Raw genomic sequence first — 17,072 nt, forward strand, 5'->3', positions numbered from 1 at the left:
CCGACGTCTACGAATCACGCAACCGAAACCATCGGGCAAGGATGTTGCTGGAGTGCTGTTAGTTGTGCGCACTCGATCTCATTACTTTTGCCGCTTGGCGACCGCAGTGAGCATCAGCCTCTTCGCTTGGCCATATTCGATCTGAAAGGAGGCCAGTCGCTGGCTGCAAACCGTAAATACAGAAGATCATGAATCCACTCAGCCTGAAAATCGGAATCCTCACACACATAAAACATCCGATCCGCGAACCCTTCGCCGGCGGCCTCGAAGCATTTACTCATGACATCACCCGGCATTTAAGGCAGCGCGGTCATGACGTCACGCTCTTCGCCCACGGTGATTCGATGCCCGAATTAAAAGTGAAGTCGATGACGCCCGTTGGCAGTTATCGCACCAGTGCGGCAAAACATGATCACGACACGCTGAGCTCGGACTTTATTGCCGAACATCACGCGTATATGGATTGTCTGCAAACAATCGACAATCACGACTTCGACATCATCTTCAACAACGCATTGCATTATGTGCCGGTGACCATGTCGGGCATGATTCGCACGCCCATGCTGACCGTTCTGCACACGCCCCCGTTCTTTGAAATGATCAATGCGATCGCGGCCCAACATAAACGGGGCGGCGGAAACTACTGCACGGTATCGCGTTCCAACGCAGCGGACTGGGGCGAACTCACGCCCGATTGCCATGTGATCGCCAACGGGATCGACCTGGATCAATGGCGGCCGTCGAAGGGAATCATCGGTGCGCACGCGTTCTGGTATGGACGTCTGGTCCCGGATAAAGGCGCACATTTCGCTATCGATGCCGCGCGCCTTGCCGGTGTGCCGTTGCGCATTGCAGGCCAGGCAATCGACCGCGATTACTTCGATCAGGAGATTGCGCCACGTCTCGGCGATGACGTCGTGTATCTCGGTCATCTGTCGCGCTCCGAACTCGCGGAAGAACTAGGTCGCGCCAGCGTCTGCCTGGTCACGCCATGCTGGAACGAGCCGTTCGGACTCGTCGTGGCCGAGGCGCTCGCGTGCGGTACGCCGGTCGCTGCATTTTCACGGGGCGCGATTCCGGAGTTGCTGACGAACGAAACAGGCTCGCTCGCCGAACCTGGCGACGCGGCTTCGCTTGCCGCCGCATTGCTGAGCGCGCGTCTGCTCGATCGCGGCGCATGTCGCCGTCACGCGCGATCGCGCTGGGATATCGACTCCATGCTCGTGCAGTACGAGGAACTGCTGACAAGCCTCGCCCGCACGACGTTGCCCGATTATGGTTGAGGCAACTGTCGGCGCAACCGGCGTCACGATCGGCTATTACGCGCATCACCAGGGCGCGGGGCATGTGACGCGCGCGCTGGCAATAGCCGCGCATTTGTCCAACCGGATGACGTTATTCGGAAGCACGTTGCCTGACACATCGGCGCTTGCCAACGTCGAACTGCACCGCTTGCCACTGGACTACGACGCTCATACGTTCGCCGATACACCCGCGGGTCTCCACTACGCGCCGCTGGCCGTAGATGGACTGCGCGAGCGCATGGGTTCCATGGTCGACTGGTTCAGGTCGAACTGGCCGTGCCTGCTGATCGTGGATGTCTCCGTGGAAGTAGCGTTGCTCGCGCGGCTGTGCGGTGTGCCGACCATCTATATGCGTCAACGCGGCAATCGCACCGATCCCGCGCATAGTCTCGCTTATGCGTGTGCCAGTCGATTGCTCGCGCCTTATCCCGCGCAACTGGAAGAGCCGGAAACGTCCGCCGAATGGACTCATAAAACGGACTACGTTGGATTGATATCGAAATACGCCGCGTGTCCGTCCGAGCTTCGAACCGCGAGTCCGGTCAAACCCCGGCATGTGACTGTTATCACCGGGTTCGGTGGCACGGAATTGAATGTTCTGCGACTGGCCGATGCCGCCCGTAAATGTCCCGATTGGCAATGGACCGTGCTGGGTCCTGTTGCCAACGATGCGGCACTTGCGTTGCCATCCAACCTCCGGCTGCTCGGTCTGGTGCGCGATCCTCGGGAGTGGCTGACGTCGGCGCATGTGGTCGTGGGATCGGCAGGCGACAGTCTGGTAAGCGAGATTGCCGACCTGCGTTGCAGGTTCATCTGCGTGCCGGAAACGCGGCCGTTCAATGAGCAGCGATCAACGAGCGAACGTCTGGCTGCTGCTGGTCTCGCCATACATTGCGCAGTGTGGCCCGAAGCTGAAGCGTGGCCCGCACTGCTCGACCAAGCGACAAAACTGACGCCTGCGATGTGGGAACCATTCGCCGGCGGCGATGGCGCGGCACGCGCTGCCGCCGCTATCTCGCGCGTGGCAGAAGAGGTTTTGCAATGAACGTCCTGACACTCGTGCACGGTCGCCGCGCGCATTTGCTCAACCTGATACGCGGACTGGAACGCTCGACTGTTTTACCGGATGCATTGGTTATCGTGCAGATGAATGAATCGCCTTCGCGCTGGGAAAGTGCGTATTTCCCGATCATTCATTGCTCGATCGATAGTGGCGACGATCAGTTGCCGCTAGCCGCCGCGCGTAACGCTGCCGTTGACCACGCAACGAGCGATGACCTCGTGTTCCTCGACGTCGATTGCATTCCAGCGCCGGATCTGGTCGCACGATATCGCGACAAGCTCGCGCTCTCCACGGACACGCTATATCAGGGCGAAGTGTTATATCTTCCGGAGGCTTCCGAAGATGGAACGACCACGCTGGACAGTCTTATGCAATCCGCCGCGCCGCATCCGCTTCACATCGATCGACGCACCGGCGAAGCTGTGCCGCATACGCTCTTCTGGTCACTCAACTTTGCGTGTCGGCGCCAGACGTTCGACCATATTGGACGCTTCGATATTCGATATTGCGGCTATGGCGGCGAGGACACCGACTTCAGCTTTCGTGCCGCCGCGAACGGCGTGCCGATAGAGTTCGTGGAGGCGCGCGCGTTCCATCAGTTTCATGCGAGCTGTGAGCCGCCGCTGAATCATCTCGCGAGTATTGTGGAGAATGCGCGGCTATTTCGCGCACGCTGGGGTACGTGGCCAATGGAAGGCTGGCTGACGCAATTCGCTGATGCGGGTTACATCGAAATGAACGATACGACCCTCACGCTTTGCAGATTGCCGACGGCTGTCGAGATTGCGGCTGCTTATGTTAAAGCGTGATGTGCGATTGAGACCAAAATACTCAATCCGTATTCTCCGCCTCGGTTTATCCAGATTACCGCGGGATGCCTGGCGATTAGCGCAAGCATCCCGCTCGTAACAACAGATCACTCAGTCAATTACTGCGCCGACATGAAGAAAGCCTGGTCGCGTTGCGGTGTTACGCCCACAACCGTAAGCAAGCCATTCACAACAGTCGCTTCTACAGGCATCGACTGATTGTTGAGAGCGCACAACTGCCCCGTAAATGCCAGCGTGCCGTCGAGCAGATGCTTGCCTGTCGAGCGCGGCTTGAAGCTGCCGGTAAATGTGCAAGCGTTTTGCGTCCCGGTTGCCGTGCCGTCGCTGGCAATCGTGATCGTGGAAATCGGGGAAACACCTGCACCGCTGTTCCACGTGCGCGCGACGTCGCTCACCGCGATAGGCGTGTCGTAAGTCCCGTTGTAGTTGCCATTGAAACTGGTAGCCGTCGTATCCGGGCTGACATAAAGGGTCGTCGTCGCGGTGAGCGTGCTCTTGCCGCTGAAGTTGCCCGACAAAGATCCTGCGCGAATTGCTCCATAGGTATGGAAGCCGACCGTTGCCGAGTCGGTGAACGCGCCATCTGTCGAGGTCATGATGCCTTCTATCAACCAGATGAACGAGCCGTTCTGCGTATAAATGCTGTAGTACTGACCCGACTCGAGCACGATGGTCTGCGCCGCGACCGACTGTGCGGAGTTCACAGAGCCGTACCAAAACCCTTCCGGCAATGCATGCGAGGGATTGGCAACGCACGACTTCTGCAGATTGTTGAGGTCGGTCGTGCAGGTCTTGTCGTCGCTACCGCCACCGCCGCAAGCGGCAAGGATAGGTAGCGTCAGCAGCAGGAGCTTGGAAAGTAGTTTCATGGATTTATTTTGGCTTTGCGATTGGGCTCGGACCGGCGTCACTCGACGCACGCCGACAACCGGATAACGGAACATCGCGGGAAAACTGGAGGGCGGACAAATAAATCAAACTTCCCAGCAGCGTTGAAACCAAAAATGTTCGGCGTTCTGGAGAGCTTAGTTAAGCCAACCAAATCGTGAAAAACCCTGATGCGGATCGCGTTCGGAATTTATTTTGGACCAAGGCTATGCTGCAAAATTTACTGAATTATTCCTTCTAAGTAGTCCGCAAACGATTGCATTTGGCCTCAAAAAGCTCCGTCAGATCTGCCCCGACCGCTTGTCCAGCTTTCATCCACCACGCTAGGTCGTAGTCGCCGTCGTTCCCTGCATCGTCCCTCTCAAGTTTCGTTTTAAGTGCGCCGTAAATAGGCTCACCACCTACCTGCCGACCATATCCGAAGAGACTTATCGGCGGGGACGGTGGGGAAGTTCTTGGCCGGCTCGCACAAATGGGCGAGTCAACTACCTACCGTTTTAAGGATGAAAAAAGATGCGCAAATTACTCAAGGCATTTGTTCGTGACGAGCGTGGCGTGAGCGCCATGGAATATGCAGTGTTGGCAGGCATCGTCGTGATCGCGCTCGGCGCCATGGCAGCTACGTTCAAGACGAGCACGGGTTCGATGTTCAGCAACCTGTACACCAAGGTCACCGCGTCGCAAAACAAGGCGAACTAATCGTCTCCAGGAGATCCGGTTGCTCGGCAGGCGGATCTCCACCTTACTCAAATTCGAATTTGCTCATCGTGATTCCGCTCCTGACAATCCGTCTCGTCGTCCTGGCTGCGCTGTTGTGGCTTGCAGTATTCGACGTCCGGTTCCGGCGCTTACCCACGAAAGTCGTGCTTGTGATCGGAGCGCTTTTTTTCATCGATGCGCTGCTGATCAAGATGCCGCTTAGCGATGTGCTGCAACACATTGCACTCGCCTCAGGCGTGTTCCTTTTTTGTGCCGTCTTGTTCGCGGCAAACCTGCTCGGCGGCGGCGACGCAAAGCTCGCAGCAGTGATTTTTCTCTGGGTTGGACTTGGCTTGTCGATACCCGCGCTGACCTTGATTTCCGTGATCGGAACAGTCGTGTCGCTCGTCAGTCTTGCCACGAAGCGCATGAGCCCCGAGCAACGCTCCCGGCCGCTGCGGGCACTCGCAATGTTTTCCGGCGCGCGCGGCGTGCCGTACGGCGTTGCACTTGCGCTGGGCGGCGGTACGGTCATCGTGCTGCCGGTCTTGCTCCCCATGTTATTGACGCAATAGGCGGCGTCCTTATGTCCAACATCATCAAATTCAGCGTGCTTCTGGTCGGCGCAGTCCTGATTGCCTTGATCGTGCGTGTCGCCGTGACAAGCGCTTCTCACTCCACGGCCCCGTCAGTCAGCACCGAAAAAGTTCTGGTCAGCGCCGCAAATCTGCCGCAGGGTTTGTTGCTGCGCGACGAAGACCTGACCTGGAAGAAGCTGCCGGCCGAAAGTGTTCCGCCTAACGCGATCATTTCGGGAGCGCCGGGCGCCACCGACCTGAAAGGCGCGTTGCTGCGCCATCCCGCAGCAATTGGAACTGTCCTCGTCTCCGATGACGTCATCCTGCCGAACGCTCCCGGTTTCCTCGCGGCCACGCTCAAGCCGGAAATGCGCGCCGTGTCTGTCGCGGTGGACGATGTCTCTGGCAACGCCGGCCTGATCCAGCCCGGTGACTATGTGGACCTGCTGCTGACGCAGCAAATGGATCGGCGTACCGACTCGCCGGACCTGGCGGTATCGAGTGAAACGGTTGTCGAGCACGTGCGCGTGCTGGCAGTGGGCTCGGAGATCCAGCGTCCCAAGACGGGCGATACACCCGACGTCAACAACCGCGCCCGTACGGTCACGCTGGAAGTCACGCCGCGCATGGGCGAGGTCGTCGCGGTCGCCGCGCGGCTCGGCAGCCTATCACTTGCGCTGCGCAGCTTCGCCACCGTCACGCGCGACCCGGCTGCGCCCTTCGCGGCAAGCGTTGCAATGTCAGCGCCTGTCTGGGCCGGCGACATCTCGCGTGCAGTGCGCGACTTGCCGCGGGCACACACGTTCCAGCCCACTTCGTCGTCGACATCGACTGCGTCGATCCCGCCGATTCCGCGCGCTGTCACGATCTATAGAGGTTCCGAGAAAGCCGATGCGACGACGAGCATTGCTCAAGCCAACGGCACACCGGCGGCCGGCGATGTGCCGCCGCTGCCGGCCGCAGCCACACCGCGCTGATGCACATGCAAACCAGCAGAAACGCATCCATTCGCCAGGATAGAAAGTCATGAAAACGCCGTTCAATTCGATTCGAAAGGAGCTTGGGACGATCGCCATCGCCGCGGCGTGCGGTGCATCGTACGCAGGGCCTGCGCTCGCAGCGTCGCCCGCATTGCCGACAAAACCCCTGCCGCAAATGGTGCACGCGGGCACGCCGCGTTCCGCAAGCGCACCGGCCAACCCAACCGCCGACGCGCCTTCCGCCCCGGCGCAAGGTACGCTCGAAATCGGCGCAGGCAAGGGTTTGCTGGTTCGCTTGAACGAGGACGCAGTGTCGGTATTCGTCGCGGATCCGAACGTGGCCGACGTCCATGTGCCATCGCCGAAAGCGGTGTTCGTGCTCGGCAAGAAGGCTGGCACCACGACGCTCTATGTGCTCGGCGCAAACAACAAGACGCTGGTGCAGCGCACCGTATATGTGGGACGCGACATGGATTCGCTGCGCAGCATGATCGGCGCGCGTTTCCCGAGCATGAACGTGCAGTTGACGACCGGTCAGGGCTCGCTGATGGTGACGGGGCAGGCCGCCAGTTCCGCCGATGCCGACGCGGTCGTGGATTCGCTCACGCCCTATCTCGCGGAAAAGGAAGTGCTGGTCAACCGCATGACAATCGACCGGCCGCTGCAGGTTCAACTGCGCGTGCGGATCACTGAAGTGGACCGCAATGTGACCCAGCAACTCGGCATCAACTGGCAGGCGATGGGCAACGCGGTCGGCAACATCTACGGCGGGATTTTTAGCGGCCGCTCGATCTACAACCTGAACAATCCCATTACTACCCCGTCGGGCGGCACCGCCTATCCGGTCAACTTGCCCACCAACAACGCGTATTCGTTATTCGGCGGGTTCAAAACGAACAACGTCGATATCCGCGCGATGGTCGACGCGTTGAATCAGGAAGGCCTGCTCACGGTACTTGCCGAACCGAACCTCGTGGCGCTCTCGGGACAGACGGCGAGCTTCCTTGCAGGCGGAGAATTCCCGATCCCGGTATCGCAGACCAATGGCGCGATCTCCGTGGAATTCAAGCAGTTCGGTGTGAAGCTCGATTTCACGCCGACCGTCCTGAACGACCACCGCATCAGCCTCAAGGTGCGTCCGGAGGTCAGCCAGATCGATACCTCCGTGAGCGTCACCACGGGTGGCATTACCGTGCCGGGACTGAGCGTGCGCCGCGCGGATACGACGGTGGAACTCGGAAGCGGCCAGAGCTTCGCTATTGGCGGACTGCTCCAGAGCAACACCACCGACATCATTTCCCAAGTGCCGGGCATGGGCTCGATTCCTATTTTGGGCAAGCTGTTTTCATCGACGAACTACCAGAACAACAAGACCGAGCTGGTCATCATGGTCACGCCGTATCTGGTCGAGCCGACCGATCCTTCGAAACTGCGCTCGCCGCTCGAATCGCTGAGCTCACCGAGCAACGACGTCGAGTACAGCTTCAGCCGTCAAGCCGGCGCACCGGCCGACGCCGCTCAACCACGTCTTGTCGGCGCAGCCGGTTACGTTTACTGAGTCAGACGCCATGAAATCCGCCCGCCTTCTCACCTTTCTTCTCGCTTGCACCATTGCTGCAGGACTCGGAGGCTGCTTCAAGCCGCCGCGCGGCATGCCGGATCAGAACGTGATCGGCTTCGATGGCAAGTCCGCCCTGGCGCCGGATTGCGACAGCCTTTCGCGCCCCTCCGTGCTGACCGATGCCGGCTGGAGCCGGCCAAGCATGCAATGGGGCTGTGCGACCTACAGCAATCTGGCCGCGCAGATCGCCAATCCGAAAGACCTGGTTGCGCCCGAAAAACTCGGTCCCGCCGATGCGGCCGTGGCGGCGAGCGCCGTGCATCGTTACAAGAATGGCCACGTCATTCCGCTCGACACCGCGACGTCGCGCGACTCCAAGTAACGACAGTCAGTGACACCTGCGAGATGAACACATGAGCACAACAGAGTTCAGGGTATCGAAAGCGAAATCAGGCGCGCGAGTCGCGGACTTTATCGCGTTCGTCACGGATCGGGCGACCGAGCAGATCCTCAAGAGCTTCGTACTCGAAGAAGCAATGCCGCATGTGCATATCGTGCTTGGAAGCATCGACGATGCGATTGCGTATCTCTCCAAGATAGAACGCTCGCCGCAATTCCTGCTGGTCGATCTGCATGGCTCGACCATGCCTTTGTCAGATCTCGGCCGGCTTGCGGAAGTCTGCGAGCCATCGGTACAAGTGGTCGCGCTCGGCGAACGCAACGACGTCGGACTGTTTCGCAGCCTGCTGAAACTCGGCGTGCGCGACTACCTCGTCAAGCCGCTGACGGTTGAACTGCTCAAGCGCACTTTCAGCGTGCAGGACGGCAAGGTCAATCCCGTAACGCTCACGCGTGCAGGCAAGACCATTGCGTTCGCGGGCGCGCGCGGCGGCGTGGGTGTGACGACACTGGCGCTCAACGTAGCGCGCCATCTCGCCGAAGAGACACACCGGCGCGTGGCGTATGTCGACTTGAACGTTTATGGCGGCGCGGCAAACAGCATGCTCGGCATCCAGAGCAACAACGGTCTCAGCGACGTCCTGCACAACGTGAACCGGCTCGATCCGCAATATGTCGAGCGCACGCTGGTCGCGAAAAGCCGGCGCTTGTTCGTGTTGTCTTCGGAACTCGACCTCGGTGCCGCAGTGCCGTTCGAAGCCGCTGCGCTTCCGCGCGTGCTGGACCTGTTGTGCGACAGTTTTCACTATGTGATTCTTGATATCGACACGCCCTCCACGGCACTCGCGCAGCAGGCCTTCGACCACGCGGCGCGCGTTTATCTGGTCGCGGACCGCACTGTGCACTGCACGCGCGAAAGCATCCGGCTGCTGCGGTTTATCGAAGATCGCGATAACAATCCGCCGACCTCGATCCTGCTCAACAACCCTAACTCTGCAACAGCCGGCAAGGTCCAGGCCGCCGATTTCATGCATGCAGTGGGCCGCTCCACGCAATATGAAGTGCCGTTCGAAAGCAAAGCCGTATCGATTGCGGAGAACCTGGGAGAGGCGGTCATGGAGAAAGCGCCCGCTGGATTCAACCAGACCATTGCGCGTATTGGCCGGGACCTGACAGGACAACACTCCGCTCCCGAACTGACGTTCTTCCAGAAATTGAAGTTGAGGAGAGGCTGATGTTCGGTCAGAAGCAATTTGTCCAACCCGGTCCGGAACCTGCCGATATCAACCTTGCAGATTCCGTGACCTCGCTCGAGGCGGCGATCGCCGCTGCTACGCAATCGGCCGAAGTCCCGCGTGTTGCTTCGCCGTCGGCTGCGGTGACGGTCGTGAGCGACGGCAACGAAACGCTGGTTCGTTCCGATCTGTTCAAAACCATTCGCACTGCCGTCTTCGCTTCGATGAACGCCTCCGCCGTGGTCGGCAAAGGGCGCGAGCAGATGAAGCCGGGCGTCGAAAAGCTGGTTGGCGAGATTGCCGAGCGCGAGCACCTGAACATCACCGTATCGGAGCGCGGACAGATCGTGGGCGAGTTGCTGAACGACATGTTCGGCCTCGGTCCGATCGAACCGCTGCTCACCGACGAAACCATCACGGACGTTCTGGTCAATGGTCCCGACCAGGTCTATGTGGAGCGCCATGGCCGTCTCGAACTGACGCCGTACAAATTCCGCGACAATGCGCACGTGGTCAACGTCGCGCAGCGTATTGCGGCTGGCGTGGGCCGTCGTGTGGACGAAAGCAGTCCAATGGTCGACGCGCGTCTCGCCGACGGCAGCCGCGTGAACGTCGTACTGCCGCCGCTCGCCATTCACGGCGCCACCATCTCGATCCGGAAATTTTCCAAGCGCAACATCACGCTGCACCGGATGGCGCAACAGGGCAACATGTCGCCGCAGATGGCGAACGTGCTCAAGCTGGCCAGTACGTGCCGGTTGAATATCATCGTCTCGGGCGGTACGGGTTCCGGCAAGACGACCTTGCTCAACGCGCTTTCGCATTTCATCGATTTAGGCGAACGCACGATCACGATCGAGGACGCGGCCGAGTTGCAACTCATGCAGCCGCACGTAGTCAGCCTTGAAACACGGCCCGAAAACGCCGAAGGTCTCGGCGGCGTTGCGCAACGCGATCTGGTTCGCAATGCACTGCGGATGCGTCCCGACCGGATCATCCTCGGTGAGACGCGCGGACCCGAAGCGTTCGACGTCTTGCAGGCCATGAACACGGGCCACGACGGTTCGATGACCACCATCCACGCGAACACGCCGCGCGACGGCATCACGCGGCTGGAAAGCATGGTCATGATGGCAAACGGCAACTTGCCGCTGTTGTCGATCCGACGCCAGATTGCAAGCGCAGTGCACATGATCGTGCAGATCGAGCGGATGCGCGACGGCATGCGCCGGATCACGCGCGTCACCGAACTCGTCGGCATGGAAGGCGACGTCATCATCACGCAGGATCTCTTCACGTTTCGCTACGACGCGTCGGCCTACAGCGAAGAGGTCAAGGGCGTGTTCGAAGTCGGCGCCATGCGCCCGGCGTTTATTGCGCGAGCCGCTTACTACGGGCTGGAAGACGCGCTGCTCGATGCAATGAAGCCATGAGCACCGTCGACCTCCTGACCATGTGCTCGTTCGCCGCCGTCCTGCTGCTGGGCGTGATGACGCTCGTGCTTCAGGACATTCGCAAGAATCAGCCCGACGCCCGCATCAAGGCACGCATGCAGCTCGCGTTTGCGTTGAGCGCCGCCGACAGAAAAACCAGGGGCACGTTCGAGTCCGACCTCTTCAGCGTGATCAAACGCGATAACGTGGTGACCCGCTGGACCCGGCCGAAACTTGCGCGCCTGAACACGGTGGCGGGCGCGAAGGGCTTGCGCATCGTGATTGGGGCGGCGATTGCGGGCGAGTTGCTCGCGCTTGCCATGACAACGTTCATGCCGTTACCGGACATGGCCTCGCCCATCCTGATGACGGCGCTGCCCCTGTTCTGCGGCGCCCAGGCGTATCGCATCCTGATTGAACGTTTTCGCAAGCGCTTCCTCGATTTCTTCCCCGATGTCATCGACATGATCGTGCGCGCTGTGCGTGCCGGCGTGCCTGTCACGCACGTGATCGGTGCTGCCGCCGACGAATGTCCCGATCCATTGCGGCGCGAATTCAAATTGATGAGCGACGCGCTTCAGGTCGGCCTGGATCTAGAGGAAGTGCTGGCGGTTGCAGTCAGACGGATCGAAATCGCGGACTTCTCGTTTTTCTGCGTATGTCTGCTCCTGCAACGCGAGACCGGCGGCCAGCTCGGCGAGACGCTCGAAAACCTCGCGGGCATTGTCCGGACCCGGCGCGAGATTCGCCAAAAGACCCAGGCGCTCACCGGCGAGGCGCGTATCACGACCAAGATCCTGGCGGCTATTCCCGTCGTCATCATGCTGAGCATGTACGTGCTCAATCGCGACTATCTTGCGGTGCTGTTCGGAACACCGGCGGGCCACAAGCTCATGACGTTCGCGTCCATCTCGATCACGATCGGACTGATGGTCGTGAACAAGATGTCCAAACTGGATACATCGCGATGAACAACGAAAGCGTTGAAACGCTCATCAACCTGACCATGCTGCTCGCGCTCTTTGCGGTCCTGGCGATCTGGTGGGCAAGCAAGCATGGCGGCAAGCGCGGCCGGATCGCGGAACGCGCACGCACGGTCGCCCTCAATCTGCCAGTGGAGCACGTTGACAACGGCGAGACGGACCCGGCGCCCGAAAAGCGCACGAAGGTGTTGCTGCGGCTTGCAAAAATCGGCGACAAGCTGCCGCTCTTCGACGCGAAATATCGATTGAAGCTGAAGAAGACGCTCGTGCAAGGTGGCTATCGCGGACCGCGGGCCGTCTCTGTGCTGCTCGCCATAAAGTTTGTTTTTGGCCTGGCGTGCGCGGCGCTCACGGTAATGCTCGGGTCGAACATTCCCGTGGTCGGCGCATACCCTGCTTTCCGCGGCATCCTGATGCTGGCCGTGTTCATAGTCGGCATGATCGTGCCGGAATATTTTGTCGCGTGGCGTTCGGCGCGCCGCCGCAAAGCGATGGCCGGATGCCTGCCCGATGCGCTCGACCTGCTTGTAATCTGCACGAACGCGGGCAACAGCCTGGGCGTCAGCATCCGGCGCGTCGCCGACGAACTCGCGATGATCTGCCCGCCGCTTTCCGGCGAATTCGCATTGACCGCCGACGAGCTCAAGCTCTCCGGCGACAGCACCCGCGCGCTGCAGGAGCTGGCGGAACGCATCGACCTGCCATCGATTCGCGCACTCATCTCCACGCTCACTCAGTCGCTGCGATACGGCACACCGATTTCGTCGGCGTTGCGTACGTTGTCGCGCACGGAGCGGCTTGCGCACATTGTCTCGCTCGAAGAGAAAGCCGCGAAGCTCGCGCCAAAGATGGTCGTACCCATGATGCTCTTCATCTTGCCAGCGGTTGTCGCGATTGCGGCCGGCCCGGCTGTCATCCAACTCCTTGCTTACGTGGCTACACAATGAAAATCGATAAAGCTCCTGGCGGCATCCATTTGCCGGCGACCGTGCGCGCCGCTCCCGTTCTTTTCAAGCTTGCGCTGGGCGCGCTGGCGCTTGCGGCGTGCGCCGCCTGCACCACTACGACGCGGCAGGTATCCGAAGTAAGGCCGGTTCTGCAGAACGCCACGCCGAGCAGCATGAGCGAGTTAAGGCTTGCGGACTCCGCGCTCGACTCGGGCAATATCGAACTTGCAACCACACTGTTCAACAAGGTGCTGCAGGCCAATCCGAATTCGGTTGCGGGAACTACCGGCCTCGGCAACACGCTTTACGCCGTTGGCGACTTTACTCGAGCGGGCGTCTACTACGACCGCGCAATCAAGGTCGATCCAGCCGCGGTGCCGCCGATGATCGGGTTGGCACGCGTTGCGATCCACCAACGCCGTTTCAACGACGCGATCAGGATATATCGCGACGTACTCGCAAGGATTCCGAATGATCAGACGGCGTCCGCCGGACTCGGTGCGGCCCTCGACTTGAACGGCGACCATGCCGGCGCTCAAACCGTGCTCAGGCAGGCGCTCGCCGCGAATCCAGGCGACCCGATGTTGAGCGTCAATCTCGGCTTGTCCCTGATTCTTGGCGGCAACCCGCGCGAGGGCGCAAACGTGCTGCTCGACGTCACGCGTTATCCGGGCGCGCCGCCGCAGGCGCGGCAAGACCTCGCCCTCGCCTACGGGCTGATGGGCAACAGCGAAGCCGCTGCCGAGCTTCTGGGCCACGACCTTCCGAAGGCGTCGGTGCAGGACAACCTGCGTTTCTACGACATCCAGCGCGCGCATCTTTCGCAAGGCGCGAGTGCAAGTACAAACGCAAGCACGAACCCGGCGACGGTACAGCCTGTCCCGGCCGTTGCGATCCAGTCAGCGAGTGTTCGATGAAAGCGCCTCGACCGCGCAGCCTGCATGCCGTGTTTGCGCGGCTGCTTGGCGACAACCGCGGCGTCTCGGCGATCGAATTTGCGGTCGTCGGGCCGATCGTTTTCATCCTGATCCTCGCGACCCTGGAACTGGCGCTCGACATGTTCGTGGATGCATCCGTGCAGCTCGCGGCGCAAGCTGCGTCACGCGTGGGCCTGACGACCACAGACCCGGCGTCGGGCACGCGCGCGGACCAGGCGAAGGCAATCGTGATGGCCTATCTCGGGCGATGGAAAAACGCGGGCGCCACCGTGACCATTGCGACATTGAACTATGGCACCTACGGCAACGTGGGCACTAAAAGCTACACCAGCGACCTGGGCACGTATGGCAATGTCGTCTCGTACAACATCACCGTGACCATGCCGGGTTTCTCCGGCATCCCGGAGCTGTTTGGCGTGAGCACGCTGACCTTCCAGCGCAACTATCTCGTTCAGAACGAAAAATGAAGCTTCCGTTCCAGAGCCCGAAGCCCCGGCCAATTTCTCTCGCGCGTTTGCGCTTGCGCTTGCGTTTGCCGCTTCGCCGGTTTTTCCGCGCCGACGGCGGCAGTGTCGCGATCGAGACGGTGCTGATCGCGCCGTTGATGCTGCTCCTGCTGCTGGGTTTCACCGAAATCTATCTCTACATGCGCGCGGTCAGCATTGTCGAGCGCACGGCCTTCACGCTCGCCAATTCCGTAGGTCAGATGACGCAGGTCATCAACGATCAGTCGACCAGTAACGCCAGCAATCTCGGCGCGGTCTGGCAAGCCGCCAGCGTGATCGCCGCACCGGTCGATCTCCAGGCCAATGGCGGCGTGATCCTCACGTCGATTTGCGACACCACCAGCAGTTGCGGCGCGAACGTCGTGCAAATGATTCCGCCCACAAAGGGCTCGCCGACGATCGCATGGACTCAAAAAGCATCGTGGATGGGCAAGAACGCGCCGTCGTCCCGGATCTCGTCCTCGACACTTCTGCCCACTGGCTGGCCGTTCTATGGCGGGGATTCCGCGACTGCCGTCGAAGTGTTTTATACCTATACGCCGTTTGCAATGACAGCCCCCTTCTGGTCCGACGCACCGCTCACGCAGACCATCTACAAAGTGGTCTACGTCCGCCAGCGCTCAGGCCTGCCGCTCAAGCTCGCCACCTCGGGTTGAGAGTGAATATCCGATGACAACCACTCCCGAATCCCGCACCCCCGCCGTGCCTTCGCGCTCCTTCACCACGTTGATGACGGGCGACAGCGGCGTTGTCACAATGATGTTCGCCGTCTGCGCCAGCCTGATGTTCGGCGCAATGTGCACCGCGCTCGACCTGATCGACTACGAGATGACCCAGGCTCGCATGCAGATGGCGCTGGACGTGGCGACCATTTCGGCGGGCGTCGATCTCGCGCATTACGCCGATGCCGCGGGCAAGGACTCTTCTGCATGGAAGGCGGACGCGCGCGCGTTTTATAACGGCAACATGCCGAAGGGCTATTTGGGCCTCACCATGCCCGACGCAAACTTCAAGGCTACGATCACCGGTGCAGCGGCGACGGGCCAGACCATCCAGCTCTCGGCGTCGGGCTCGATTCCCTTGCTTGCACCTGTTTTCTTCGCGAGCAATCCTACGGACGGAAGTGGTGACTCCGGATCGGGATCGCCGTCCACGCCGGACACCTCGACGGTTGCTGCCGGCAACACCGCGTTCCGCCTGCCGCAAAGCACGCTGGAGCTTGCATTGGTGCTCGACAACACCGGGTCGATGGCCGATTACGCCAGCGCCGATCACAGTCAGGGAACCAAGATCGCCGGATTGCGTTCCGCTGCGAACACGCTGGTGTCGAGTATTCTTGGCCAGTCTGGAAACCGCTCGTACGTGGGTCTCGTGCCGTTCACGACCGTGGTGAACGTCGGCTCGTCGTTGTCCGCTTCGGGCAGTTGGCTCACCCCCGCGGCCAGCGACAGCAACAGCTACAACTCCGCTGGCATTTCATCGCAGTATCAGCCGTCGGGAACAGGTTCGGGCTGGGCCGGATGCCCGGTGGAACCGCGCATTGGCAGTGCGAAAAAGCTGTATCCGAAGGCTTATGCGCCCGCGGACTCGCCGGGGTTCACGCCGTTCTATTACAACGTGCCGCCGCAAGGCTTCAAGATCACCAACTACGACAACAAGACGAACTGCGCGGTGACGAGCGTCAGCAGCGTGCTCAATGTGCCGCTGACCTACCAGACCAACGGCTCGACTAGTTTTTGCGGCACGGCGACCGCCACGCCCATCTATAACGCCTGGGGCCAGCCAGCCCCATCCGGCAGCACGGCGCCCGCGACGACTACCTGGGACCAGAACGGCAGCGCCAGCTCCCGGCCATGTTCGATCCGGCCGATGCAGTTCCTCACGCAAGACGTGAACACGCTGAACACCGCAATCGACCAGATGCAGGCGAACGGTTCAACGATCATTCCTGTCGGCTTGCTGTGGGGATGGCGCATGGTTTCCTCGGCGTGGTCGCCGCAAGTGTCTGGATCGAACGGCTGGGTATCGAACGATGCCAACCTGCCCCGGCCAGAAGCAACCACACAGGGATTGCAACGCGTAGTGATCGTACTGACCGATGGCGAGAACGATCCTGGCACGGCAAACGGCATCATGCCGTCCCCATCGTTCAACGGTCTGTCAGGCGTCGGGAACAGCACGTTGACGGCGCCAACGGGCGGTCCGACCAATGGTTCGATGACATCCGTGTCGGATATCAACACCTTCCAGCTCTCTGTTTGCAACGCGATGAAAAACGATGGCATCGTCATCTATTCCATCACGTTCGGCACGTACGGAACGGACTCCGCAAGCACGCAGGCGCAGCAGACCATGCAGAATTGCGCTTCGCCCGGTAACTACTACCATGCGCCGACCAACGCGGCGCTCGCGTCGATCTTTCAGCAGATCGCCGGCAACCTCGGCATCTTGCGCCTGACGCGATAACGAACGAGGGCGATCGCCCTCGTTTATTCAAACCGAGTTAGTTAGGGTTCCTGAGGTAGAGGCACCTATGAAGCTCATGGTCCTGTGAACCGGGTATCTTTGCCGCTGCCGGCGAGACGCACGGGTCGATACGGAATCTTTTTCCACTCTTTATCGATTGTCATCGACGAATGTTGAAAAGCCGGTATCGACATCGTTTTGACTATCAAGATTCCTCGCGCAGGGCCGTTAGAAGCCACATACAACCTGCTACGTAATCACT

17 protein-coding genes are annotated in these 17,072 nt (G+C 60.5%); 16 read left to right on the top strand and 1 reads right to left on the bottom strand.

Features of this window, described 5'->3' with window-relative positions; translation table 11 throughout:
- The first annotated feature begins 188 nt into the window (after window positions 1–188).
- From ASG35_RS11140 to ASG35_RS11150, 3 genes are read left to right on the top strand one after another with little or no spacing between them, the layout of a single operon-like run.
- Entirely contained in the window at window positions 189–1,283 is a 1,095-nt protein-coding gene (locus ASG35_RS11140) for a glycosyltransferase (RefSeq protein ID WP_235527509.1), read from the top strand.
- Window positions 1,276–2,349: a hypothetical protein gene (locus ASG35_RS11145; protein ID WP_056356545.1), complete on the top strand. Its 1,074-nt coding sequence runs from the start codon at window positions 1,276–1,278 to the stop codon at window positions 2,347–2,349. Before ASG35_RS11140 ends, ASG35_RS11145 begins: the two co-directional genes overlap by 8 nt.
- Complete coding sequence (locus ASG35_RS11150; protein WP_056356547.1) at window positions 2,346–3,176, top strand: glycosyltransferase family 2 protein; 831 nt, start codon at window positions 2,346–2,348, stop codon at window positions 3,174–3,176. Before ASG35_RS11145 ends, ASG35_RS11150 begins: the two co-directional genes overlap by 4 nt.
- A 119-nt stretch (window positions 3,177–3,295) precedes the next feature.
- On the opposite strand, the gene ASG35_RS11155 is transcribed toward ASG35_RS11150, so the two are convergent.
- Window positions 3,296–4,066, bottom strand: coding sequence for a hypothetical protein (locus tag ASG35_RS11155; protein WP_056357398.1), 771 nt, complete (start codon window positions 4,064–4,066; stop codon window positions 3,296–3,298).
- Window positions 4,067–4,598: 532 nt separating this feature from the next.
- Between ASG35_RS11155 and ASG35_RS11160 the strand changes: the two genes are divergently transcribed.
- The 13 genes from ASG35_RS11160 (at window position 4,599) to ASG35_RS11220 (ending at window position 16,810) form a co-directional block, all read left to right on the top strand.
- Window positions 4,599–4,784, top strand: coding sequence for a Flp family type IVb pilin (locus ASG35_RS11160; protein WP_056356549.1), 186 nt, complete (start codon window positions 4,599–4,601; stop codon window positions 4,782–4,784).
- A gap of 68 nt (window positions 4,785–4,852) precedes the next feature.
- Window positions 4,853–5,359, top strand: coding sequence for an A24 family peptidase (locus ASG35_RS11165; protein WP_235527510.1), 507 nt, complete (start codon window positions 4,853–4,855; stop codon window positions 5,357–5,359).
- 11 nt (window positions 5,360–5,370) lie between these two features.
- Complete coding sequence (gene cpaB / locus ASG35_RS11170) at window positions 5,371–6,339, top strand: Flp pilus assembly protein CpaB (RefSeq protein ID WP_056356551.1); 969 nt, start codon at window positions 5,371–5,373, stop codon at window positions 6,337–6,339.
- Between the two features lie 49 nt (window positions 6,340–6,388).
- Window positions 6,389–7,900 (top strand): type II and III secretion system protein family protein, encoded by a 1,512-nt coding sequence (locus ASG35_RS11175; protein ID WP_056356553.1) that lies wholly within the window; start codon window positions 6,389–6,391, stop codon window positions 7,898–7,900.
- 10 nt (window positions 7,901–7,910) lie between these two features.
- On the top strand, window positions 7,911–8,285 hold the full coding sequence (locus tag ASG35_RS11180) for a CpaD family pilus assembly lipoprotein (protein ID WP_056356555.1): 375 nt from the start codon (window positions 7,911–7,913) through the stop codon (window positions 8,283–8,285).
- A 31-nt stretch (window positions 8,286–8,316) separates the two neighbouring features.
- Window positions 8,317–9,537: an AAA family ATPase gene (locus tag ASG35_RS11185; RefSeq protein ID WP_056356557.1), complete on the top strand. Its 1,221-nt coding sequence runs from the start codon at window positions 8,317–8,319 to the stop codon at window positions 9,535–9,537.
- Window positions 9,537–10,970: a CpaF family protein gene (locus ASG35_RS11190; protein ID WP_056356559.1), complete on the top strand. Its 1,434-nt coding sequence runs from the start codon at window positions 9,537–9,539 to the stop codon at window positions 10,968–10,970. Before ASG35_RS11185 ends, ASG35_RS11190 begins: the two co-directional genes overlap by 1 nt.
- Window positions 10,967–11,941 carry a type II secretion system F family protein gene (locus ASG35_RS11195; protein WP_056356561.1) on the top strand — a complete coding sequence of 325 codons (975 nt, stop codon included), beginning with the start codon at window positions 10,967–10,969 and terminating at the stop codon, window positions 11,939–11,941. Before ASG35_RS11190 ends, ASG35_RS11195 begins: the two co-directional genes overlap by 4 nt.
- A complete protein-coding gene (locus ASG35_RS11200) occupies window positions 11,938–12,900 on the top strand; it encodes a type II secretion system F family protein (protein ID WP_056356564.1) in 963 nt (320 codons plus the stop codon). The genes ASG35_RS11195 and ASG35_RS11200 overlap by 4 nt, the downstream gene beginning before the upstream one ends.
- Window positions 12,897–13,817: a tetratricopeptide repeat protein gene (locus tag ASG35_RS11205; protein ID WP_082508320.1), complete on the top strand. Its 921-nt coding sequence runs from the start codon at window positions 12,897–12,899 to the stop codon at window positions 13,815–13,817. Before ASG35_RS11200 ends, ASG35_RS11205 begins: the two co-directional genes overlap by 4 nt.
- Complete coding sequence (locus tag ASG35_RS11210; protein WP_056356566.1) at window positions 13,814–14,305, top strand: TadE/TadG family type IV pilus assembly protein; 492 nt, start codon at window positions 13,814–13,816, stop codon at window positions 14,303–14,305. The genes ASG35_RS11205 and ASG35_RS11210 overlap by 4 nt, the downstream gene beginning before the upstream one ends.
- Window positions 14,302–15,000 (top strand): TadE/TadG family type IV pilus assembly protein, encoded by a 699-nt coding sequence (locus ASG35_RS11215; RefSeq protein WP_082508321.1) that lies wholly within the window; start codon window positions 14,302–14,304, stop codon window positions 14,998–15,000. The genes ASG35_RS11210 and ASG35_RS11215 overlap by 4 nt, the downstream gene beginning before the upstream one ends.
- 13 nt (window positions 15,001–15,013) lie before the next feature.
- A complete protein-coding gene (locus ASG35_RS11220; protein WP_235527511.1) occupies window positions 15,014–16,810 on the top strand; it encodes a pilus assembly protein in 1,797 nt (598 codons plus the stop codon).
- The last annotated feature ends 262 nt before the right edge of the window (window positions 16,811–17,072 follow it).

This window comes from Burkholderia sp. Leaf177 (genome assembly GCF_001424345.1).
Classification (GTDB): Bacteria; Pseudomonadota; Gammaproteobacteria; order Burkholderiales; family Burkholderiaceae; genus Caballeronia.